General features: G+C 70.0%; 18 protein-coding genes. 4 read left to right on the top strand and 14 right to left on the bottom strand.

The window, feature by feature from the left end; genetic code table 11:
- Window positions 1-41: 41 nt before the first annotated feature.
- Window positions 42-2,714 carry a ricin-type beta-trefoil lectin domain protein gene (locus ACZ7L6_RS27560; protein WP_471928588.1) on the top strand — a complete coding sequence of 891 codons (2,673 nt, stop codon included), beginning with the start codon at window positions 42-44 and terminating at the stop codon, window positions 2,712-2,714.
- Between the two features lie 177 nt (window positions 2,715-2,891).
- Here the strand turns inward: ACZ7L6_RS27560 and ACZ7L6_RS27555 are convergent, their stop codons facing one another.
- Both ACZ7L6_RS27555 and ACZ7L6_RS27550 read right to left on the bottom strand, forming a co-directional pair.
- Complete coding sequence (locus ACZ7L6_RS27555) at window positions 2,892-4,220, bottom strand: class I SAM-dependent RNA methyltransferase (protein WP_471928354.1); 1,329 nt, start codon at window positions 4,218-4,220, stop codon at window positions 2,892-2,894.
- 140 nt (window positions 4,221-4,360) lie between these two features.
- Window positions 4,361-6,409, bottom strand: coding sequence for an APC family permease (locus tag ACZ7L6_RS27550; protein WP_471928352.1), 2,049 nt, complete (start codon window positions 6,407-6,409; stop codon window positions 4,361-4,363).
- Window positions 6,410-6,914: 505 nt separating this feature from the next.
- Here ACZ7L6_RS27550 and ACZ7L6_RS27545 point away from each other — a divergent pair.
- The gene (locus tag ACZ7L6_RS27545; protein ID WP_433049216.1) at window positions 6,915-7,586 is read left to right on the top strand and encodes a potassium channel family protein; all 672 of its coding nucleotides are present in this window, start codon (window positions 6,915-6,917) and stop codon (window positions 7,584-7,586) included.
- On the top strand, window positions 7,586-8,263 hold the full coding sequence (locus ACZ7L6_RS27540) for a potassium channel family protein (RefSeq protein WP_471928350.1): 678 nt from the start codon (window positions 7,586-7,588) through the stop codon (window positions 8,261-8,263). Before ACZ7L6_RS27545 ends, ACZ7L6_RS27540 begins: the two co-directional genes overlap by 1 nt.
- Before the next feature lie 195 nt (window positions 8,264-8,458).
- Here ACZ7L6_RS27540 and ACZ7L6_RS27535 read toward each other — a convergent pair whose 3' ends face one another.
- From ACZ7L6_RS27535 to ACZ7L6_RS27500, 8 genes are all read right to left on the bottom strand, one after another.
- Complete coding sequence (locus ACZ7L6_RS27535) at window positions 8,459-9,181, bottom strand: DUF3159 domain-containing protein (protein WP_471928348.1); 723 nt, start codon at window positions 9,179-9,181, stop codon at window positions 8,459-8,461.
- Window positions 9,182-9,184: 3 nt separating this feature from the next.
- Entirely contained in the window at window positions 9,185-9,583 is a 399-nt protein-coding gene (locus ACZ7L6_RS27530) for an OB-fold nucleic acid binding domain-containing protein (protein WP_125525889.1), read from the bottom strand.
- Window positions 9,584-9,710: 127 nt separating this feature from the next.
- Window positions 9,711-10,394: a response regulator gene (locus ACZ7L6_RS27525; protein WP_471928346.1), complete on the bottom strand. Its 684-nt coding sequence runs from the start codon at window positions 10,392-10,394 to the stop codon at window positions 9,711-9,713.
- A complete protein-coding gene (locus ACZ7L6_RS27520; RefSeq protein ID WP_471928344.1) occupies window positions 10,391-12,946 on the bottom strand; it encodes a DUF4118 domain-containing protein in 2,556 nt (851 codons plus the stop codon). Before ACZ7L6_RS27520 ends, ACZ7L6_RS27525 begins: the two co-directional genes overlap by 4 nt.
- Before the next feature lie 147 nt (window positions 12,947-13,093).
- Entirely contained in the window at window positions 13,094-14,257 is a 1,164-nt protein-coding gene (locus tag ACZ7L6_RS27515; RefSeq protein ID WP_471928342.1) for an alginate lyase family protein, read from the bottom strand.
- A 160-nt stretch (window positions 14,258-14,417) separates the two neighbouring features.
- On the bottom strand, window positions 14,418-15,176 hold the full coding sequence (locus ACZ7L6_RS27510; RefSeq protein WP_471928340.1) for a DUF3710 domain-containing protein: 759 nt from the start codon (window positions 15,174-15,176) through the stop codon (window positions 14,418-14,420).
- Window position 15,177: 1 nt separating this feature from the next.
- Window positions 15,178-15,738 carry a dUTP diphosphatase gene (dut, locus tag ACZ7L6_RS27505; protein WP_471928338.1) on the bottom strand — a complete coding sequence of 187 codons (561 nt, stop codon included), beginning with the start codon at window positions 15,736-15,738 and terminating at the stop codon, window positions 15,178-15,180.
- The gene (locus ACZ7L6_RS27500; protein WP_471928336.1) at window positions 15,735-16,319 is read right to left on the bottom strand and encodes a PaaI family thioesterase; all 585 of its coding nucleotides are present in this window, start codon (window positions 16,317-16,319) and stop codon (window positions 15,735-15,737) included. The genes dut and ACZ7L6_RS27500 overlap by 4 nt, the downstream gene beginning before the upstream one ends.
- A 58-nt stretch (window positions 16,320-16,377) precedes the next feature.
- Here ACZ7L6_RS27500 and ACZ7L6_RS27495 point away from each other — a divergent pair, with 58 nt between their 5' ends.
- The gene (locus ACZ7L6_RS27495; RefSeq protein WP_471928334.1) at window positions 16,378-16,839 is read left to right on the top strand and encodes a DUF3093 domain-containing protein; all 462 of its coding nucleotides are present in this window, start codon (window positions 16,378-16,380) and stop codon (window positions 16,837-16,839) included.
- Between the two features lie 112 nt (window positions 16,840-16,951).
- Here ACZ7L6_RS27495 and ACZ7L6_RS27490 read toward each other — a convergent pair whose 3' ends face one another.
- From ACZ7L6_RS27490 to ACZ7L6_RS27475, 4 genes are all read right to left on the bottom strand, one after another.
- The gene (locus ACZ7L6_RS27490) at window positions 16,952-17,878 is read right to left on the bottom strand and encodes a hypothetical protein (RefSeq protein WP_471928332.1); all 927 of its coding nucleotides are present in this window, start codon (window positions 17,876-17,878) and stop codon (window positions 16,952-16,954) included.
- A 13-nt stretch (window positions 17,879-17,891) separates the two neighbouring features.
- Entirely contained in the window at window positions 17,892-18,188 is a 297-nt protein-coding gene (locus tag ACZ7L6_RS27485; protein ID WP_003997302.1) for a DUF4193 domain-containing protein, read from the bottom strand.
- A 405-nt stretch (window positions 18,189-18,593) separates the two neighbouring features.
- A complete protein-coding gene (locus ACZ7L6_RS27480) occupies window positions 18,594-19,826 on the bottom strand; it encodes a sensor histidine kinase (RefSeq protein WP_471928330.1) in 1,233 nt (410 codons plus the stop codon).
- Between the two features lie 6 nt (window positions 19,827-19,832).
- A complete protein-coding gene (locus ACZ7L6_RS27475) occupies window positions 19,833-20,486 on the bottom strand; it encodes a response regulator transcription factor (protein WP_393456645.1) in 654 nt (217 codons plus the stop codon).
- Window positions 20,487-20,627: the final 141 nt, after the last annotated feature.

The following is a 20,627-nucleotide window of genomic DNA, read 5'->3' as shown; positions in this document are numbered from 1 at the left end:
GGCACCGCAGATCCGGTGCACTCCTCGCCTTGCTCCTCACCATGTGCTTGGCCCAAGCACTGGTCACGGCACCGCCCGCCTCCGCCGCGACCCTCGGCAACGTCACCGGGTTCAGCCAGACCGGCGACACCTTCACGATCACCGCCGGGTCGGCCAAGGTCCGGGTCGACTTCGCCCGCGCCGACATCTTCCGGCTCTGGCTCGCACCCGACGGCACCTTCACCGATCCCGCCGGCAGCAAGCTCGCCACGAACACCGAGTTCGGCGCGGTCAATCCGACCTACGCCGACGCTGGCGACCACTACCGGATCACGACCGGCGCCCTCACCCTGCGCGCCTACAAGTCCCCGCTGCGGTTCGCCCTCTACAAGGCGGACAACACCACCCTCGTCTGGTCCGAGACCACCGGCCTGACCTGGGACGGGACCAGCGCCACGCAGACCCTGTCCCGCGGCGCCGACGAGCAGTTCTACGGCACCGGTCTCCGCCTGGGTAAGTGGGCGCTGCGAGGCATGTCCGTCCCGATCAAGGTCGACAACCAGTGGAAGGAGAACACCAACGCCAGCCCCGCGCCGTTCTACATGTCGACCAACGGCTACGCGGTCATGCGCAACACCTGGAAGCCGGGCCAGTACGACTTCCTCTCCCCCGTCACCACCCGGCACGACGAAAACCGGTACGACGCCTACTTCTTCGTCGGAGACACCCCCAAGAACCTCCTCGGCGACTACACCGACGTCACCGGCAAGCCGTTCCTCGCTCCCATCTGGGGACTCGAACTCGGCAACGCCGACTGCTGGTCGACGTACAACACCGATCCGGAGCAGGGGCCCCAGAACCGGCCGGGCCACCTCAAGACCCCTGACGTCCTCGCCTACGCCAAGGACGCCCGCGCCAAGGACATGCCGTCCGGCTGGTTCCTGCCCAACGACGGCTATGGCTGCGAGTACGAAGACCTGCCGTCCACCGTCGGTGAGTTGAAGAAGCTCGGCTTCCAGACGGGTCTGTGGACCCAGCGGAGCCTGTCGAACATCGCCTGGGAGGTCGGCACCGCTGGAACCCGCGGCGTGAAGACCGACGTCGCCTGGGTCGGCGGCGGTTACGAGCCCGCCTTCGACGGCGTCCAGTCGGCCGTCAACGGAATCGAGAACAACTCCGACGCGCGCCGCTTCGTCTGGACGGTCGACGGCTGGGCCGGCACCCATCGCAACGCCGTCGTCTGGACCGGCGACACCCACGGCACCTGGAACGACATGCGCTGGCACGTGCCCGCCATTGCCGGTGCGGGCTTCTCAGGCTTCAACTGGGCCACGGGCGATGTGGACGGCATCTACGGCGGCTCCGGCCCCACATACGCCCGCGATCTGCAGTGGAAGGCCTTCACCCCCGCCTTCATGACCATGTCCGGCTGGGGCGCGACCAACCCGTCGACCGGGTACAACGACAAGCAGCCCTGGCGGTGGGCCGAGCCCTATCTGTCGGTCAACCGCAAGTACCTGAAGCTGAAGATGCGGCTGACCCCCTACTTCTACACCCACTCGGCAGGCGCCTCGCAGACGGGAGTGCCGACCGTCCGCCCCATGGCCCTGGAGTTCCCCGATGACGCCGTCTCCCGGGGCAACCTCACCTCCCAGCAGTTCATGGCCGGCGACGCCTTCCTCGTCGCCCCCGTCACCTCCGACACCACCACCCGAGACGACATCTATCTCCCCGCCGGCACCTGGACCGACTACTGGACCGGCAAGACCTGGACCGGCCCAGGCTGGATCGACGACTACAAGGCCCCCCTCGACACCCTGCCGCTGCTGGTGAAGGCCGGTTCGATCGTGCCGATGTGGCCGCAGATGAACCACAGCGGCGAGAAGCCCCGCACCCCGATCACCTTCGACATCCACCCGCGCGGCTCCTCGTCCTTCACCCTGTACGAGGATGACGGGGTGACCCGCGCGTACCGGACCGGCGCGTCCGCGCGCCAGAAGGTCGAGGTCACGGCCCCCGACCGGGGAACCGGCGACATCACCGTGAACGTCGGCGCCTCCCAGGGCAGTTACACCGGCAAGGCCGCCTCGCGCGGCTACCAGCTGGACCTTCGCGTGAGCAGCGCCCCCACCACCGTGAAACTGGACGGCAAGCCGCTCCCCGCCCACGCCACGAAGGCGGCCTTCGACGCCGCTGCCACCGGCTGGTTCTTCGACCCGGCAGCACGCTCGGGCACGCTCCACATCAAGACCGGAACCAAGTCGACCAGCGCGGCCTTCACCGTCGTCGCCTCCGGCGCCACACTGCCCACCGGCACCGCGCCCACCGGCGACGCACCCGGCACCGGCACACCGACCGGCCCGGTCAAGGGAGTCGGCTCCGGCCGCTGCGTGGACATCCCGGGCGCCGACACCACCACCGGCACCCAGCTCGCCATCTGGGACTGCCACGGCGGCCCCAACCAGACCTGGCAGCTCTCCACCGACGGTACGATCCGCGCCCTGGGCGTCTGCATGACCGCGGCCACCGCCACCAACCTGACCCCGGTCACCGTCTCCCCCTGCACCGCAGCCCCCACCCAGCAGTGGACCTACGAACCCGCTGCCCGGCGTCTGCGCAATCCCGCTTCCGGCAAATGCCTGGACGTCAACGCCGGCGCCACCGCCAACGGCAGCAAGCTCATCCTCTACACCTGCCACACCGGCACGAACCAGCAATGGACCGTGCCCAACTGAGGTGAAGCGCGCCCGGTGCGGGACGGCGGCCACGGCGGCCACACCGTCCCGCACCGGCACCCGAACTCCCGCCCGTTCCGTACCGGTGCATCCCTACGAAGACGTTCGCGCCACCACGTCGTGCACCAGACTCATCAAGGCTGTCACCTGACAGGCACAACGCAGGCACGCTACAGGTCAGGAGCCCTTGGCCACCGGTTCAAGGATGGCCACGCACTCCACATGATGAGTCATCGGAAACAGATCGAACGCCCGCAACATCCGCACCCGATACCCCCCATCCCGGAAGTACCCCAAGTCCCGCGCCAGCGCCGCCGGATCGCACGCCACGTACGCGATCCGCCGCGCGCCCAGCGACGCCAGATGCGCGACCGTCTTCCGGCCCGCCCCGGCGCGCGGCGGGTCCAGGACGATCAGGTCCACCTCGGTGATCCCGGTACGGGGGAGCACCGTCTCGACCCTGCCCTGCTCGATCCGCACCCGGTCGAAGTCGGCCAGGTTGTGCCGGGCGTCCTCCACCGCGCGCTTGCCGGACTCGATGCCGAGCACCGCGCCCTTCTCGCCGAGCCGGTCGGCCAGGGCCCCAGCGAACAGGCCCACACCGCAGTACAGGTCGAGCGCCATCTCGCCCTTGCGCGGCAGCAGGCCCTGCATGACCGCCGTCACCAGGGTGTCCGCGGCCTTCGGGTGGACCTGCCAGAAGCCGCCGCTGCCGACGCGGTACGTACGGCCGTCCGCGCGCTCGCGGACGAAGGGGCGGCCGTGGACGCGGTGGGTCCCGCCGTCCTTCTCGCCGACCCTCATCACCGACACCGGCCGGTCCAGCTCCACCAGCGGCAGTCGCGCCCCCGGCTTCGGCGTCAGGATCACCTGCCGGTCCTGCGATCCCGTCGCCGCGATCGCCTCCACCCCGGCCATGCCCGCCCAGTCGCGCTTCTCGATGCCCAGTTCGCTGACGCCCTCGGCGGCGATCATGCAGTGGTCGATCGGCTCGACCTCGTGCGAGCGGTGCCGGCGCAGTCCGGCGTGGCCATCGGCGTCGACGGCGTACTGCACGCGCGTCCGCCACTTCGGCACCTGTCCGGCCGGCAGCTTGTCGCCCTCCGCCGGCATGACCGTGCCGTCCCAGCCGACGTCCTCCGGCGTCAGTCCCGCGAGCCGCTCGAGCTGCTCGGCGATGACCTCGCCCTTCATCCGGCGCTGCGCCCCCGGCTTGGCGTGCTGCCAGTCGCAGCCGCCGCAGCGGCCGGGACCGGCGAAGGGGCAGGGCGCCTCGATGCGGTCCTTGGAGGCGGACAGCACCTCCACCGCGTCGGCGCGCAGGAAGCGGTCGCCCTCCTCGCCCTCGGTCACCCGGGCCACGACCCGCTCGCCGGGCAGCGTGTGCCGGACGAACAGCACCTGGCCGGCGTCGGTGCGGGCGATGCAGTGCCCGCCGTGGGCGACGGGGCCGATCTCGACCTCGTACTCCTCCCCCACCAGCGACTTCTTCGGTTCTGCCTGCATGGCGGGGTGACTCCAGATCGAAAAGGGGATACGGCCGGGGTACGGCCCTCTACAGAGGTCTCCGGAGGGCCTGGACAACAGCCCACCAGTCTACGTGCTCCCGATCGCGCCGCTGCCCCCGTCAGTGCTCCCTGCCCGCGTCAGCGCCGGGCGTCCGGCTCCTTCGCCCGCTCCTGGGCCGGCCCCCGCCGCACCGAACCCGGTGCGTTCCACTCCTGGCGCTTGCGGGCCCTGGCCTTCGCCAGCTCGGAGGACTGGAGCTGGTACGGCACGGAGGTCACCATGATGCCCGGCGTGAACAGCAGCCGGCCCTTCAGCCGCAGCGCGCTCTGGTTGTGCAGCAGATGCTCGTACCAGTGGCCGACGACGTACTCGGGGATGATGACCGACACGGCGTCGCGCGGGGACTCCTTGCGCAGGCTCTTGACGTAGTCGATGACCGGGCGCGTGATCTCGCGGTACGGCGAGTCGAGCACCTTCAGCGGTACGTCGATGCCGCGCCGCTCCCACTCCGCGCGCAGCGCCTTGGTCTCCGCCGGGTCCACGTTGACGCTGAGCGCCTCCAGGGTGTCCGAGCGCAGCAGCTTGGCGTAGGCCAGGGCGCGCAGGGCGGGGCGGTGGATCTTGGAGACGAGGACGACGGAGTGCACGCGGGACGGCCGTACGCTGTCGTCGCTCGGGCCCTCGGGGGCGGCGAGCTCCTCGGAGACGTGGTCGTAGTGGCGGCGGATGGCCGTCATCGTCACGTAGAAGATCACCATGCCGAGCAGGGCGACCCAGGCGCCGTGCGTGAACTTGGTGACGAGGACGACGACCAGGACCAGCCCGGTGAAGAAGGCGCCGAAGGTGTTGATCGCACGGGAGCGGACCATGTGCCGGCGCTTGGCCTGGTCCTTCTCCGTGGCCAGCAGGCGGTTCCAGTGGCGGACCATGCCGGTCTGGCTGAGCGTGAAGGACACGAACACGCCGACGATGTACAGCTGGATCAGGCGCGTGGAGTCGGCGCCGTAGATCCACACCAGCAGCGCGGCCGCGCCCGCGAGGAGCACGATGCCGTTGGAGAAGGCGAGCCGGTCGCCGCGGGTGTGCAGCTGGCGCGGCAGATAGCGGTCCTGGGCGAGGATCGAGCCGAGCACCGGGAAGCCGTTGTAGGCGGTGTTGGCCGCGAGGAACAGCACCAGGGCGGTGGCCGCGGCGAGCACGATGAAGAAGAAGCTGCCCTTGCCGAAGACGGCCTCCGCGACCTGGGTGATCACGGGGTTCTGGACGTAGTCGGCGCCGACCGCGACACCGTCCTTCAGCAGGTCGACGGCCGGGTTCTCGGCCATGCGGACCTTGGTCACCATGGCGAGCGCGATGATGCCGCAGAACATGGTGACGGCCAGCAGGCCCATCATCGCGAGCGTGGTCGCGGCGTTCTTCGACTTGGGCTTGCGGAAGGCCGGGACACCGTTGGAGATCGCCTCCACGCCCGTCAGCGCGGCACAGCCGGAGGAGAAGGCGCGCAGCAGCAGGAAGACGAGCGCGAAGCCCGCGAGTCCCTCATGCTCGGGCTTGATCTCGTACGACGCCGTGGGCGCCCGCATGGTGTCGTCCAGGACCAGCCCGCGGAACGCGCCCCACGCGATCATGATGAAGACGCCCGCGACGAAGACGTACGTCGGGATCGCGAAGAGGCTGCCTGACTCCCTGACGCCGCGCAGGTTCATCAGCGTCAGCAGCACGATGACGCCGACCGCGCACTGGACCTTGTGCTCGACGACGAACGGGACGGCGGAGCCGAGGTTCTCGATGCCGGAGGCGATGGAGACGGCGACGGTCAGGACGTAGTCGACGAGCAGGGCACTCGCGACGGTCAGGCCGGCCTTGGGTCCGAGGTTGGTGGTCGCCACCTCGTAGTCGCCGCCGCCGCTGGGGTAGGCGTGCACGTTCTGCCGGTAGGAGGCGACCACGGTGAACATCAGCACGACGACCGCGACCGCGATCCAGGGGCTGAAGTGGTACGCCGACACGCCCGCGATGGAGAGGACCAGCAGCACTTCTCCGGGCGCGTACGCCACGGACGACAGCGGGTCGGAAGCGAAGACGGGCAGGGCGATGCGCTTCGGCAGGAGCGTTTCCGCCAGCCGATCACTGCGCAGCGCGCGCCCGATCAGAATCCGTTTGGGCACGTCGGTCAGTTTGGACACAACAGAGAATCGTAGGCCCCCTGCCTGGGGCGGAGCACATCCGGGTGAAATCGCGCGCGGCGCGGGGGTGAATTCGGTCCTCCGCTCGCGCCGGGCTCCGATCCGGAAGAGGTCCGCGTGCCTCCATGACCTGCGTCGGTACGCTCATCACATCCGGGAGACCTCATGTCGCAGACGACCGCTCAGCTCGTCGGTGCCCTCGTCGCGCTCGCCGGACTCGCGGCCCTGGCCCTGGCCAGCCTCCGCAGCTTCAACCGCCGTTGAGGGGGCCCCTCGTCGCGTGAGACGGTGCCTGGTCGGTGTGTCCGACCCTGACGTTACGGTGGACTGAGGCACACGCGCTCCCACGATCCGAACCGCGAGGGATCATCGCCGGTAATCCCCGGCATGATGTTGCCCAGCGGTCCGCGACCGGCCCGCGCCTGTTGCCCGGCGAACCGAGAGAAGGATATGAGCACCACGTTCACGCAAGTCAGACGCCTAACGAGGAGTGCGGGGTAAGACCGTGCACATCGTCATCATGGGTTGCGGAAGGGTGGGCTCCGCTCTTGCCCAGACCCTGGAGCAACAAGGGCACACGGTCGCCGTGATCGACCAGGACCCCACCGCGTTCCGCCGGCTGGGCCCCGGCTTCGGCGGCCGCCGGGTCACCGGCATCGGCTTCGACCAGGACACCCTGCGCGAGGCGGGCATCGAGGAGGCGGGCGCGTTCGCCGCCGTCTCCAGCGGTGACAACTCCAACATCATCTCCGCGCGCGTGGCCCGCGAGATGTTCGGCGTGGAGAACGTCGCGGCCCGGATCTACGACCCCCGCCGCGCCGAGGTCTACCAGCGCCTGGGCATCCCCACCGTGGCCACGGTCCGCTGGACGGCCGACCAGATGCTGCGCCGTCTGCTGCCCTCGGGCGCCGAGCCGCTGTGGCGGGACCCCACCGGCGGCGTCCAGCTCGCCGAGGTGCACGCGTCCGCCGCCTGGGTGGGCCACAAGATCAGCACGCTGCAGGAGGAGACCGGCGTCCGCGTCGCGTTCCTCACCCGCCTCGGTGAGGCGATCCTGCCCACCTCGCAGACGGTGCTGCAGGAGGGCGACCTGGTGCACGTGATGATGCGCACCGACGAGGTCGACAAGGTCGAGGCGTCCTTCGCCAAGGGTCCCGAAGAGGAGGGCGGTCACTGATGAGGGTCGCCATTGCCGGTGCCGGCGCGGTGGGCCGCTCCATCGCGGGCGAACTGCTGGAGAACGGCCACGAGGTCCTGCTCGTCGACAAGGCGCCGACCGCCATCTCGGTCGAGCGCGTGCCGCAGGCGGAGTGGCTGCTGGCCGACGCCTGCGAGATCACGTCGCTGGACGAGGCGGCGCTGCAGCGCTGCAACGTGGTGATCGCCGCGACGGGCGACGACAAGGTCAACCTGGTCGTCTCCCTCCTGGCGAAGACGGAGTACGGCGTCCCGCGCGTCGTGGCCCGCGTGAACAACCCCAAGAACGAGTGGCTGTTCAACGAGGCCTGGGGCGTCGACGTCGCCGTCTCCACCCCCCGCCTCATGTCCGCCCTGGTCGAGGAAGCGGTATCGGTCGGCGACCTGGTCCGCCTCCTCCGCTTCAGCCACGGCGACGCCAACCTCGTCGAACTGACCCTCCCCGAGGAGTCGGCCCTGGCCGGCACCCAGGTCGGCGACGTCGAGTGGCCCGAGGACACGTCCCTGGTCACCATCATCCGCGGCACCCGCGTCCTCACCCCGTCCCGCGAGGACTCCCTGGAGGCCGGCGACGAGCTGCTGTTCGTGGCCGCGCAGGCACGGGAGGAACAGCTGGAGGACCTGCTGTCGGTCCGCCGGGAGGACACGGCGAGCTAGCCGCTTCGCGCGATACGGCAGGAAGGGCGCCCCACAGCTTGCGGGGCGCCCTTCGCCGTTCACGCCAACGGTCACTTCCCAGCGCCGGTCCAGGCAATCTCAGCCCGTCCGGCGTTTGAGGACGAGGCCCTTTCGGGGCCGAAGCGGGGGTCTGGGGGCGGCAGCCCCCGGCGGGCCTGCACCAACGCAGGGTGCCTACTCAGTCGGCCGAGCAGCAGCTTCCCGCGCCTTCTCCTCGGCTTCCATCTCCGCGAACACGTCAATCGGCGCGGGCGCCTTCGCCAGGAACACCCACGTCAGCCACACGGCCAGCAGGAACGGCGGGATCTTCAGCGCGACCAGCACCCACCCCAGCTGCGTCGTGTCCGCCCACCAGTACAGCGGGAAGAGAATCGCGCACTTGGCGAGCAGGATCAGCCCCCACGCCCAACTGGCCTTCGCATACGCCTTCTTGCGCCCGGGGTTCCGCTTGCGCCAGGAGAGGTTCTCCTTGAACACCGGCCCGAGGATCAGCCCGATCAGCGGCACCCCGCACAGCGTCGTGATGATGTACGCGAGCCCCAGCCCCAGCGTGTAGAGCATGCCGGGCAGATAGAAGTCCTTCGCGTTGCCGGTCATCATCGCGAACACGACACCGAAGGCGACGCCGAAGACACCGCTGAACGCGTGCTTGATGGTGTCCCGCATCACCAGCCGCACCACGACGAGCACCAGGGACACCACGAGCGCGGCGATGGCCGACAGGTGCAGGTCCTTGTTGATCGTGTAGATGGTGACGAAGAGAAGACCGGGCAGCACCGTCTCGATCATGCCGCGCATGCCGCCGAAGGCCTCGAACAGCGCGGCCTCGGTCACCGCCCGGGCATCCTGCTCGGCGTCTGCGGTGGTGTCTTCAGTCGGCTTGTCGAGCGACGTCACCGGCTACTCCCGTCCGAGGGGTCTCAGTTCGTATTTCGGGTTGAACAGCACCCGGCGGCCTCGGCTCATGGAGATCCGGCCCGATGCGATCAGCCGGCGCCCCGGCTCTATGCCGACTATGGAGCGCCTGCCGAGCCACACCACGTCCAGGGCGGCGGAGCCGTCGAACAGCTCGGCCTCCAGGGCCGGGACTCCCGCACGCGGCCGCAGGGTGACCGTGCGCAAGGTACCAGTAACCGTCACGATCTGGCGGTCACGGCAGTCACCGATCCTGGTGCATCCGGCCGTCTCGGCGTCCTCACGCAGCTCCTCGGACTCCAGGTCCTCCTGCGACGAGGAGAGCCGGTCGAGCATGCGCCGGAACCGGCCAACCGACTTTTCGGAACGAGGAACAGCACTCATGACTTGAAGCCTACCGGGGTGCACCGACACCTTCGTACCCGTGGTGCCCGCCCTCGAACCGACCCTCTCTGACCGGCTCTTTTCTCGAATCGACCGGCCACTTCCCGACCGGTCGCCTCTCGACCGGTCACTTCTCGAACCGGTACCCCATCCCGGGCTCGGTGATGAAGTGCTTGGGATGCGAGGGGTCCGCCTCCAGCTTCCGCCGCAGCTGGGCCATGTACACCCGCAGATAGTTCGTCTCCGTCCCGTACGACGGCCCCCACACCTCCTGCAACAGCTGCTTCTGGCCGACGAGGCGCCCCGTGTTGCGTACCAGGACCTCCAGCAGGTGCCACTCCGTGGGGGTCAGCCGTACGTCCTTCCCGCCCCGGTTGACCTTCTTCGCGGCCAGGTCGACGGTGAACTCCCCGGTCTCCACGATCACGTCCTCCTCGCCGCCCCCGGTCGGTTCGGCCCGTCGGACGGCGGCCCGCAGCCGGGCCAGCAGCTCGTCCATGCCGAAGGGCTTGGTGACGTAGTCGTCGGCGCCCGCGTCCAGCGCCTCGACCTTCTCGTCGGAGGAGTGCCGGGCGGACAGCACCAGGATCGGGACCCGGGTCCAGCCGCGCAGGCCGCGGATCACCTCGACGCCGTCCATGTCGGGCAGACCGAGGTCGAGGACGACCACGTCGGGGTGGCGGGTGGCGGCGAGTTCGAGGGCGGTGGCCCCGTCGTGGGCCGCGTCGACCTCGTACTTGCGGGCCTTGAGGTTGATCACGAGGGCGCGCACGATCTGCGGCTCGTCGTCGATCACGAGCACCCGGGTCATGTGGCCTGCCTTTCGGGTTCCGCGAGGCGTTCTTCAAGGGATTCGGGGCGCGAGCCCGCCGCCCGCAGGGTGAGCACCATGGTCAGGCCGCCGCCGGGTGTGTCCTCGGCGTCGAGGGTGCCGCCCATGGCTTCGGCGAAGCCACGGGCGACCGCGAGGCCGAGGCCCACGCCGGCTCCGCGCGGGGCATCGCCGTAGCGCTGGAAGGGCGCGAAGATGCGCTCCTTCGCCTCGTCGGGGACGCCCGGCCCGCGGTCGACCACCCGGACCTCGACCCGGTCCGCCAGGGCGCTCGCGGCGACGAGGACGGCGCCGGCGTCCGGGCTGTACTTGACGGCGTTCTCCACCAGGTTCGCCACCGACCGCTCCAGCAGCCCGGGGTCCACGGCGACCATGGGCAGCGTCTCGGGGATGTCCAGCTCCACGCGCTCCTCCGGCACCCCGCCGAGCGCCATCGGCACCACCTCGTCGAGGTCGATGTCGCGGATGAGAGGGGTGACCGTGCCGGTCTGCAGCCGGGACATGTCGAGGAGGTTCCCGACGAGGTGGTCGAGCCGGTCGGCGCCCTCCTCGATGCCCTCCAGCAGCTCCGCCTCGTCCTCCTCGGACCACGCCACGTCGTCGGACCTCAGCGAGGAGACCGCCGCCTTGATGCCGGCGAGAGGGGTACGGAGGTCATGGCTGACGGCTGCGAGCAGCGCCGTACGGATGCGGTTGCCCTCGGCCAGCTCCTTGGCCTGGTCGGCCTCGCTCTGGAGGCGCCGGCGGTCGAGGACGACGGCGGACTGCGCGGCGAAGGCGGCGAGCACCCGGCGGTCCTCGGCGGGCAGCACCCGCCCGGTCAGCGCGAGCGCCATGTGGTCGCCGACGGGTACGTCGACGTCCGCGTCCTCGGGCCGCGCCGGCGCCCGCCCCAGGCCCACCCGGCCCGCACAGGTCCAGGGGTCGACGTCGCTCTGCCGCTCCAGCAGGGCCGCCGACTCCATGCCGAAGGTCTCGCGAACCCGCTCCAGCAGCTCCTCCAGGCTGGTCTCGCCGCGCAGCACGTTCCCGGCGAGGAAGGACAGGATCTCCGACTCGGCGCGCAGCCGTGCCGCCTGGTCGGTGCGACGGGCGGCCAGGTCCACCACGGAGGCCACCGACACCGCCACGAACACGAAGATCCCGAGCGCGAGCAGGTTCTTCGGGTCGGCGATCGAGATGTGGTGCACCGGTTCCGTGAAGAACCAGTTGAGCAGCAGGGAGCCGACCGCCGCCGAGGCCAGTGCGGGGAGGAGCCCGCCGAGCAGGGCCGCCGCCACGGTCAGGGTCAGGAACAGCAGCATGTCGTTCGCGAGACCGAGGTCGGCGTCGACGTGGGTCAGCAGCAGGGTGAGCAGCGCGGGACCGCCGACGCCGACGAGCCAGCCCCGCAGAATCCGGGAACGGCCGAGGCGTGCTCCCCGGGTCACGGGCAGTGCACGTCCCTTGGCGACCTCGTCGTGCGTGACGATGTGCACGTCGAGGTCGGGGCCCGACTCGCGGGCGACCGTGGCGCCCACGCCGGGTCCGAAGACGTACTGCCAGCTCTTGCGGCGTGAGGAGCCGAGCACTATCTGGGTGGCGTTCGCCCCGCGGGCGAAGGCCAGCAGCGCCGCCGGGATGTCGTCGCCCACGACGTGGTGGAAGGTGCCGCCGAGGTCCTCGACGAGGGTGCGCTGGACGGCGAGTTCCTTGGGTGAGGCGGAGGTGAGGCCGTCGCTGCGGGCGATGTGGGCGGCCAGTACCTCGCCGCCGGCGCCCTTCTCCGCGAGTCGGGCGGCCCGCCGGATCAGGGTCCGCCCTTCCGGACCGCCGGTCAGCCCGACGACGATCCGCTCGCGCGAACCCCAGATCTTCGACACCTGGTGATCGCTGCGGTACTGCTTCAGGTACTCGTCGACCCGGTCCGCCACCCACAGCAGGGCAAGCTCCCGCAGTGCGGTGAGATTGCCCGGACGGAAGTAGTTCGACAGCGCCGCGTCGACCTTGTCCGGCTTGTAGATGTTGCCGTGCGCCATCCGCCGCCGCAGCGCCTCCGGCGACATGTCGACCAGCTCGATCTGGTCGGCCCGGCGCACCACCTCGTCCGGCACGGTCTCCTGCTGCCGTATGCCGGTGATCGACTCGACGACGTCGCCCAGGGACTCCAGATGCTGGATGTTGACGGTCGATATGACGTCGATGCCCGCGGCGAGCAGCTCCTCGACGTCCTGCCAGCGCTTGGCGTTGCGCGAGCCGGGGATGTTGGTGTGGGCGAGCTCGTCGACGAGCGCCACCTGCGGGCGCCGCGTCAGGACGGCGTCGACGTCCATCTCGGTGAAGACGCTCCCGCGATATGGCAGTTCCCTGCGCCTCACTTGCTCCAGCCCGTGGAGCATCACCTCGGTGCGCGGCCGGTCGTGGTGCTCGACGAAGGCGACCACGCAGTCGGTGCCCCGCTCGGCACGGCGGTGCGCCTCGGACAGCATCGCGTACGTCTTGCCGACGCCCGGTGCCGCACCGAGGTAGATCCGAAGCTTGCCGCGTCCCATGGTCCCCATTGTGTTCCGGCCGTTGCTGCCCACGCAGCGTCGACCTTACGACCAGGAATCGCGACAAACGGGTCCGGGTGCGGCGGCAGGAGCGTCTTTGACGCAACTCTGACGCTCCCGCCGCCCGCTGGGCTCCCGGCCGGCGTCTCAGCCGGGGTTGTCGCCGTGGGTGAGGGTCTCCCAGGCGACGAAGAGGTTGTTGGAGCCCGCCGGGCGGCCCCGCTGGTTGAGCGTCTCGGTGTTGGTCATGGCGTGGCCGAGACGGTTGGCCAGGGCGTTGTGCCCGACCTCGGTGACCGGGCCGAGCCCGAGCTTCAGCGAGCCCCGGCACAGCCAGCTGGGCACGGCCGCACCGAGCTCGTACTTGGCCTGGAACCCGAGCGCGTGCCGCAGCCGCTCGCCGACGTCGGTGCCGTACAGGTCCTGCCCCTGGATCCGGCTGGTCTCCGCGACGTGGGAGATGGCGGAGATTCCGTACCCGGTGTGCGTGAGGTCGCGGCAGGTCTCCTGGGTGAGGCCGGTGACGAAGGTGGACTGCCCCTGCCAGTACTTGACGACCTTGTCCCGGGTGTCGAGGTTCTGGCTCGGCACGGTCCTCGGCAGCTCGCCGTCGGAGGACAGGTAGACGTAGGCGGCGGTCCGGGTGCGGAACTTGGCCATGGCCTTGTCGTACGACGCCTTGTCCTCGAGGAAGACCGAGATGCCGACGGCGGCCTCCATCATCGACAGCTCCCAGTTGCCGTTGGAGTTCGAGCCGTTGATGATCTCGGGCAGATAGACGGTGCGGAGCATGGTGGCGAACCGGCCGGAGTTCGGCCAGCCGCCGGTGTACGTGTACTTGATGATCTCGGCGGCCCTGGGCCAGGAGGAGCCGGCCCAGCCCGTCTGCAGGGGCGCGTTGCTGTTGGTGTGGTCCTTGATCACCGCGGACCAGGCGTCCATCAGCTCGATGGCCTTCTTCGCGTGCCGCTCGTCGCGGGTGACGTACCAGGCGAGGGCCTGGGTGTAGGCGGCGATCGCGTCCTCGCGCTCGTCGGTGCAGCCGTGGTTGGGGTTCGAGTACGAACCGCACTCGACGACCGCGCGGGGCTTGGGGGTGCGGTTCAGATCGGCGTACTTGCTCGCCATCATCCGGTCGAAGGCGCCCTTCCAGGGCTGGGCGCCGGCGTTGACCTGGGAGCGGGCGAAGTCCAACTGGCCCTTGGAGACGGTGACTCCGGGGTGGACGAAGGTGGTGGGAGCGGCGTCGGCGGGCCAGGCGAGGACACCGGCGACGAGGGCGGCGGCCGCGAAGAGAGCGGTTCTGCGCATGCGTGGGGGGCCTTCCGTTCTCGTATATGAACGCGAAGCGCCTTTATGAACGGGCGCGTTGGCCGGAGACGGTAGGTACAGATCAATGGGCCGTCAAGGGTTCACGCACGAGAAAGGGCCGTATCCCGTGGGGGATACGGCCCTGATGTCTCTACGTTGCTCAGCGCACCTCGGTGATCTCCGGCCCGCGCTGCAGCTGACCCATGCCGCCGGAGAAGCGCGAACCCGCCTCCTCCTGCTGGACGCCCTCGGGAACCATCTGGGCGTCGTTCGGCAGCTTCAGGACGATCGGGTCGCGGGGCGCCATCGGGCCCTCGCCGCGGACCACGACCGTGTCCCGGAAGATCTGCTCGAGCAGACCCGCCGCCTGCGGCTGCACCGCGCCCTGGCCCGAGATCACACCGCGCAGGAACCAGCGCGGACCGTCCACGCCGACGAACCGCACGACCTGGAAACCACCCGTGCCGTCCGGCAGCTGCACCGGCACCTGGGCCCGCAGCTCCCAGCCCAGCGGGCCCTCGACCTCGTCGATGATGCCACCCTGCTGAGTGATGCCGGAGCCGATCTCCTCGCGCACCTCGCCCCAGATGCCCTCACGCTTGGGCGCGGCGAAGGCCTGCAGCTGGATGGCGCTGTCGCGCAGCACGACGGTCGCCGCGACGATCGCGTCACCGGCTACCTCGACGCGCAGCTCCATGCCGTCGACGCCCGGCACGAACATGCCGCCCAGGTCCACCCGGCCCTCGCCGGGGTCACGGACCTCGGAGCTGTCCCAGGGCCCGTCGGGCCGCGGTTCCGGTTCGAGCCGTACGCGCTCGCGCGTGCCGTCGTCGTCCGCCTCAGTGTCGATGTCGACGACCTGCTCGGGCTCGCCGGCCGCGTCCTCGGCGGCACCCTTCTTCTTGCGACGTCCGAACACGTCACTGTCCTTCCCGGTCGGATACGACCGAAGCGTATCGATTCCCACCCGTAGTGCCGCCATCGGCGGCCTCAACGCTTGTCTCGCTTGTGCCGCCCCAGCCGTCCACCGCGGCATGGCCGCCGGTGGACCCGAAGCCCCCCTCGGCCCGCGCCGAATCGGGAAGCTCCGCGACCTCCTGGAAGCGAACCCTCTCGACCTGCTGGACGACCAGTTGGGCAATCCGGTCGAAGCGCTCGAACCGCACGAGCTCGTGCGGGTCGAGATTCACCACGATCACCTTGATCTCCCCACGGTACCCGGCATCAACCGTCCCCGGGGCATTCACGAGGGCGACACCGAGGCGGGCGGCCAGGCCGGAACGGGGGTGCACGAAGGCCGCGTACCCCTCCGGCAGCGCCACAGACACCCCGGTGGGCAGCACCGCCCGCTCCCCCGGCTTCAGTTCACAGGCCTCGGTGGTGCGCAGATCGGCGCCGGCGTCACCGGGGTGTGCGTACGTCGGAAGCGGTACGTCGGGGTCGACGCGCCGGATCAGCACGTTCAGGGGGTCACGGCTCACGGGTTCACCTCGAAGGCACGGGCACGCCGGACCTGGTCCGGGTCGTTCATGGCGGCCCGGATCTCCTCCGGGCGGCCGTTGTCGATGAAGTGGTCGACCTTCACCTCGATGAAGAGCGCGTCGGCACGGACGGCGACGGGCCCCTCGGGGCCGCCGATCCGTCCGGTGGCGGTGGAGTAGATCTTGCGGCCCGCCACCGCCGTCACCTCGGCCTCCAGGTACAGCACCGTGCCCACCGGAACCGGCCGCACGAAGTCGGTCTCCAGCCGCCCGGTCACGGCGATGGTGCGCAGCAGCCAGTTGAGCGAGCCGAGGGTCTCGTCCAGAGCGGTCGCGAGCACACCGCCGTGCGCGAGCCCCGGCGCGCCCTGATGGGCGGGCTGCACGGTGAACTCGGCGGTGATCCGGACGCCTTCCCCGGCTCGCGCCTCCAGGTGCAGGCCGTGGGCCTGCTCACCGCCACAGCCGAAACACTCGCCGTAGTGCGCACCGAGGAGCTCACCGGGCGCGGGAGCATCGGGGTGACGGGCCGGTTTCACGGCGTCGGCCGGGGGCTTGAGAGCCGCTGAAATACCACTCACAGCCGCAGACCTTACCCGCGCGTCGGCAGGTTCCGGACACCGTGCCAAGCTTGGCTCCATGCAGCTCTCCGCCACCCCGTACGAAGAACGTCTCACCGCCCCCCGCTCCTGGTGGCTGATCTCGTTCCTGGCCGGGGTCTCCCTGGCCCTGATCGTCCTGCCCTTCGGCACGCTGCCCATGCTCGCCGCCCTGGTCGGCGGCACCGCAGCGGCGGCCGTCGCGGCCAGTTCGTACGGCTCGGTCCGCATCCGCGTGGTGGGCGACTCCCTGATCGCGGGCGAGGCGAAGATCCCGGTGCGGGCCCTGGGCGAGGCACACGTCCTGGACGCGGAGGAGGCCCGCGCCTGGCGCACCCACAAAGCCGACACCCGGGCCTTCCTGCTGCTGCGCGCCTACATCCCCACGGCCCTGCGCGTGGAGGTCACCGACCCCGAGGACCCGACCCCGTACCTGTATCTGTCGACCCGCGAGCCGCAGCGTCTGGCGGAGGCGATCGAGGCGGCCAAGGCGGCCGTCTAGCACACCCGAACGGGCCGTCACCGGCCTGGTCAAGACTTGTTCAGCCGGTCGCAAAACCTTCGCCGAGCCCTCCCGGACGGCCTCTCGACGGCCGTTCCACGACGGCGCGGTCTCAGCCGCCCCCTAGCTCCTTGCGCCCGTGCGGCCGCGTGATGTCCCCCATCTCCAGCGGCTGCGCCGGACGCTCCAGCGGGGGCAGTTGCGGCAACTCGTCCCAGGGCACCTGGACCTTCCTCAGGTCCGCCCGGATCCGCGCCGCGAGTTTCTTGGTGTCCCGGCGGTTCATGACCGCGCCCACGGCGGCACCCACCAGGAACGGCATCAGGTTCGGCAGATTCCGGACCATCCGCTTCATGATCTGCTGGCGCAGCTCCCGCTTCATCTGCCCGCCGAGCGCGGCGTTGACGGTCGCCGGCTTCATCGGGTCGATGCCGCGTTCCTCGGACCACGAGGACAGATAGGCGGTGCTGCGGTCCTTGAGGTTGCCGGGCGGGCGTACGCCGTACACCTCGTGCAGTTCGGCGATCATCTTCAGCTCGATCGCGGCCACACCGGTGATCTCGGCGGCCAGTTCCGTCGGCATCGCGGGCGGCACCGGCAGCATCGCCGCCGCGCCGACTCCCGCACCGACCGTCGAGCTCGCGTTCGCCGCGCCCGCCACGAGCTTGTCGGCGAGTTGCTCGGGCCCGAGGCCCGGGAACTGCCGACGAAGCGTCGCGAGGTCCCGTACGGGGATCCGCGGGGCGTTCTCGATGATCCGGTCGGCGAGGTACCCGATGCCCGCCCTGGCGCGGCTGCCGCCCTTACGGACGCCTTCCCGGGCCCTTTCCCGGATGACCGCGCCCCTCCGCCGGGTGACGGGCGCGGGAACCTCCGCCGGGGCCGGGAGGTCGGCCCGGCCGGACGTGGGTTCGAGCGAGGCTCCCGCACCGGGTGAGCCCCGCTCGTCGTCACGCGCGCCATGCGGGCCGTCGGGCGGCCCTTGGTCCGCTCCCCGTCGAGAGAAGCGGCGCTTCCGAGGAGGGGTCGAGCCAGTCACGGCCGACCCGGCCTCAGTCGCAGTCGCGGCAGATCGGCTGACCGTTCTTCTCCCGGGCCAGCTGGCTGCGGTGGTGCACCAGGAAGCAGCTCATGCACGTGAACTCGTCCTGCTGCTTCGGCAGCACCCGGACGGCCAGCTCCTCATTGGAGAGGTCGGCGCCGGGCAGCTCAAGCCCCTCCGCGGCCTCGAACTCGTCGACGTCCACAGAGGAGGTCGACTTGTCGTTCCGCCGGGCCTTGAGCTCTTCAAGGCTGTCCGAGTCGACGTCGTCGTCGGTCTTGCGTGGGGTGTCGTAATCCGTTGCCATGTCGCTCTCCCCCTCTGGGTGTCTGCGGTGTCTCCAGCGCACGTAACGCGTGAGAGGCCGGACTTGTGCCCGACCCGAGGCGGAGATTTTGCCTCACATCAAGGTCTGTTACTCAATCGACACCCAACCGGACTCCTCAAGAGTGATCGGCTTGGATGGCGAACGGGACCGTACACGGTCCTGATACCGCAGTTCAAAGGCGTCTCACCGTGTACTTCCCGTGATCAGGACCCCCGAAAACCCGGATTTTCCCGGCTTTCCGACAGGTCGCATGATCACGGAGAGTAGATGGCCAGAAAACCGCTCTTGTGATCGATCACACACGGAGCTGTTCGTCGAGTGCCCAGAAAATTCCGCGCAAAGCGAACATCCCCGCGTACCGGCCCTGCGTCGGCGCACATGATCTCAGATCGGCAGGGCGACTCGCATGACGAGACCTCCGCCCTCGCGCGGCTGCGCCGAGATGTGCCCGCCGTGCGCCCGGGCCACGGACCGCACGATGGACAGCCCCAGGCCGACGCCCTTGTCGCTGCCCGTGCGTTCCGTGCGCAGCCGTCTGAACGGCTCGAAGAGGTTGTCGATCTCGTACGCCGGCACCACCGGCCCGGTGTTCGCGACGACCAGGACCGCCTGCCCGTGCTGGACCTCGGTGGTGACCTCGACCCAGCCGCCCTCCGGGATGTTGTAGCGGACGGCGTTCTGCACCAGGTTGAGCGCGATCCGTTCCAGCAGCACGCCGTTGCCCTGCACGACCGCGGGCTTCTGCTCGCTGCGGATCACCACGCCCTTGGCCTCCGCCTCCGCGTGCACCTGGTCGACGGCCTGCTCGGCCACCTCCGCGAGGTCCACCGGTTTGCGCTCGACGATCTGGTTGTCGCTGCGGGCGAGCAGCAGCAGCCCCTCGACGAGTTGCTCGCTGCGCTCGTTGGTGGCGAGCAGCGTCTTGCCGAGCTGCTGGAGCTCCACCGGCGCGTTCGGGTCGGACAGATGCACCTCGAGCAGCGTGCGGTTGATCGCCAGCGGTGTTCTCAGCTCGTGCGAGGCGTTGCCGACGAAGCGCTGCTGAGCGGTGAAGGCCCGCTGCAGCCGCTCCAGCATGTCGTCGAAGGTGTCGGCCAGTTCCTTGAGCTCGTCGTCCGGTCCGTCCAGCTCGATACGGCGGGACAGGTCCGAGCCCGCCACGGAGCGCGCGGTGCGCAGAATCCGGCCGAGCGGGGACAGGACGCGGCCCGCCATGGCGTAGCCGAAGGCGAAGGCGATGACGGCGAGACCGAGCAGGGCCAGCAGGGAGCGGCTGAGCAGGTCGTCCAAGGCGTGCTCGCGCTGCTGGTTCGCGCACTCGGCCATCGCGTGGTTGAGCTCGGTCGCGGTCGGCTCTCTCGGGAAGTTGCAGCTCTCGCTGGCCACCTGCCCCGAGAGGATCTTGAAGGGCAGTTCACTGCCCACGTTCAGCGCGTTGGCGGCGAACAGATAGATGATCGACAGCAGCAGGATGCCGGCGATCAGGAACATGCCGCCGTACAGCAGGGTGAGCCGTATCCGGATGGTGGGGCGCAGCCACGGGAAGGTGGGCTCCGGCCTGCGGGGGTCCCACGTGGGCTTCGGGGGCGCCTGGGGAGGCGCGGGTGTCGCGGCCATGGGGAATCAGATCCGGTAGCCGGAACCGGGCACGGTGACGATCACCGGCGGCTCGCCCAGCTTGCGCCGCAGCGTCATGACGGTCACCCGCACCACGTTCGTGAACGGGTCGGTGTTCTCGTCCCATGCCTTCTCCAGCAGCTGCTCGGCCGAGACGACTGCGCCCTCGCTGCGCATCAGCACCTCCAGGACGGCGAACTCCTTCGGCGCGAGCTGCACCTCCTTGCCGTCGCGGAAGACCTCGCGGCGGTTCGGGTCCAGCTTGATGCCGGCGCGCTCCAGCACGGGCGGCAGCGGGATGCTCGTACGGCGGCCGAGGGCACGCACGCGTGCCGTCAGCTCGCTGAAGGCGAAGGGCTTGGGGAGATAGTCGTCGGCGCCGATCTCGAGTCCCTCGACACGGTCGCTGACGTCGCCCGAGGCCGTGAGCATCAGCACGCGGGTGGGCATGCCGAGTTCGACGATCTTGCGGCAGACGTCGTCGCCGTGCACCAGCGGGAGGTCGCGGTCCAGGACGACCACGTCGTAGTCGTTGACGCCGATGCGTTCCAGGGCGGCCGCACCGTCGTACACGACGTCGACGGCCATGGCCTCCCGGCGCAGTCCGGTGGCCACCGCATCGGCGAGCAGCTGCTCGTCCTCGACGACGAGTACGCGCACGTCGCTTGTCCTTCCTGTGTCCACCCGCGTAGCGCTTGTCCGGCGCGCGGGCAGGGTCTTGTTGACGGGGTGTCTTGGCCTCCATCCTGCCCTTTTCCGCCATAAGTCGGCGGTAAGACGGGTGAGCGGGCCATGAAGGAC

This window comes from Streptomyces sp. NPDC107522, from assembly GCF_055657525.1.
The sequence above is the reverse complement of the archived record's forward strand: the minus strand, read 5'-3'. Positions and strand labels throughout refer to the sequence as shown.

Coding starts and splice junctions, on each gene's coding strand:
- ACZ7L6_RS27530 (WP_125525889.1), bottom strand. CDS start 9,583: ATGAGTGCTGTTCCTCGTTCCGAAAAGTCGGTTGGCCGGTTCCGGCGC.
- ACZ7L6_RS27520 (WP_471928344.1), bottom strand. CDS start 12,946: ATGGGACGCGGCAAGCTTCGGATCTACCTCGGTGCGGCACCGGGCGTC.
- ACZ7L6_RS27555 (WP_471928354.1), bottom strand. CDS start 4,220: ATGCAGGCAGAACCGAAGAAGTCGCTGGTGGGGGAGGAGTACGAGGTC.
- ACZ7L6_RS27495 (WP_471928334.1), top strand. CDS start 16,378: ATGCAGCTCTCCGCCACCCCGTACGAAGAACGTCTCACCGCCCCCCGC.
- ACZ7L6_RS27480 (WP_471928330.1), bottom strand. CDS start 19,826: ATGGCCGCGACACCCGCGCCTCCCCAGGCGCCCCCGAAGCCCACGTGG.
- ACZ7L6_RS27485 (WP_003997302.1), bottom strand. CDS start 18,188: ATGGCAACGGATTACGACACCCCACGCAAGACCGACGACGACGTCGAC.
- ACZ7L6_RS27540 (WP_471928350.1), top strand. CDS start 7,586: ATGAGGGTCGCCATTGCCGGTGCCGGCGCGGTGGGCCGCTCCATCGCG.
- ACZ7L6_RS27525 (WP_471928346.1), bottom strand. CDS start 10,394: ATGACCCGGGTGCTCGTGATCGACGACGAGCCGCAGATCGTGCGCGCC.
- ACZ7L6_RS27515 (WP_471928342.1), bottom strand. CDS start 14,257: ATGCGCAGAACCGCTCTCTTCGCGGCCGCCGCCCTCGTCGCCGGTGTC.
- ACZ7L6_RS27560 (WP_471928588.1), top strand. CDS start 42: ATGTGCTTGGCCCAAGCACTGGTCACGGCACCGCCCGCCTCCGCCGCG.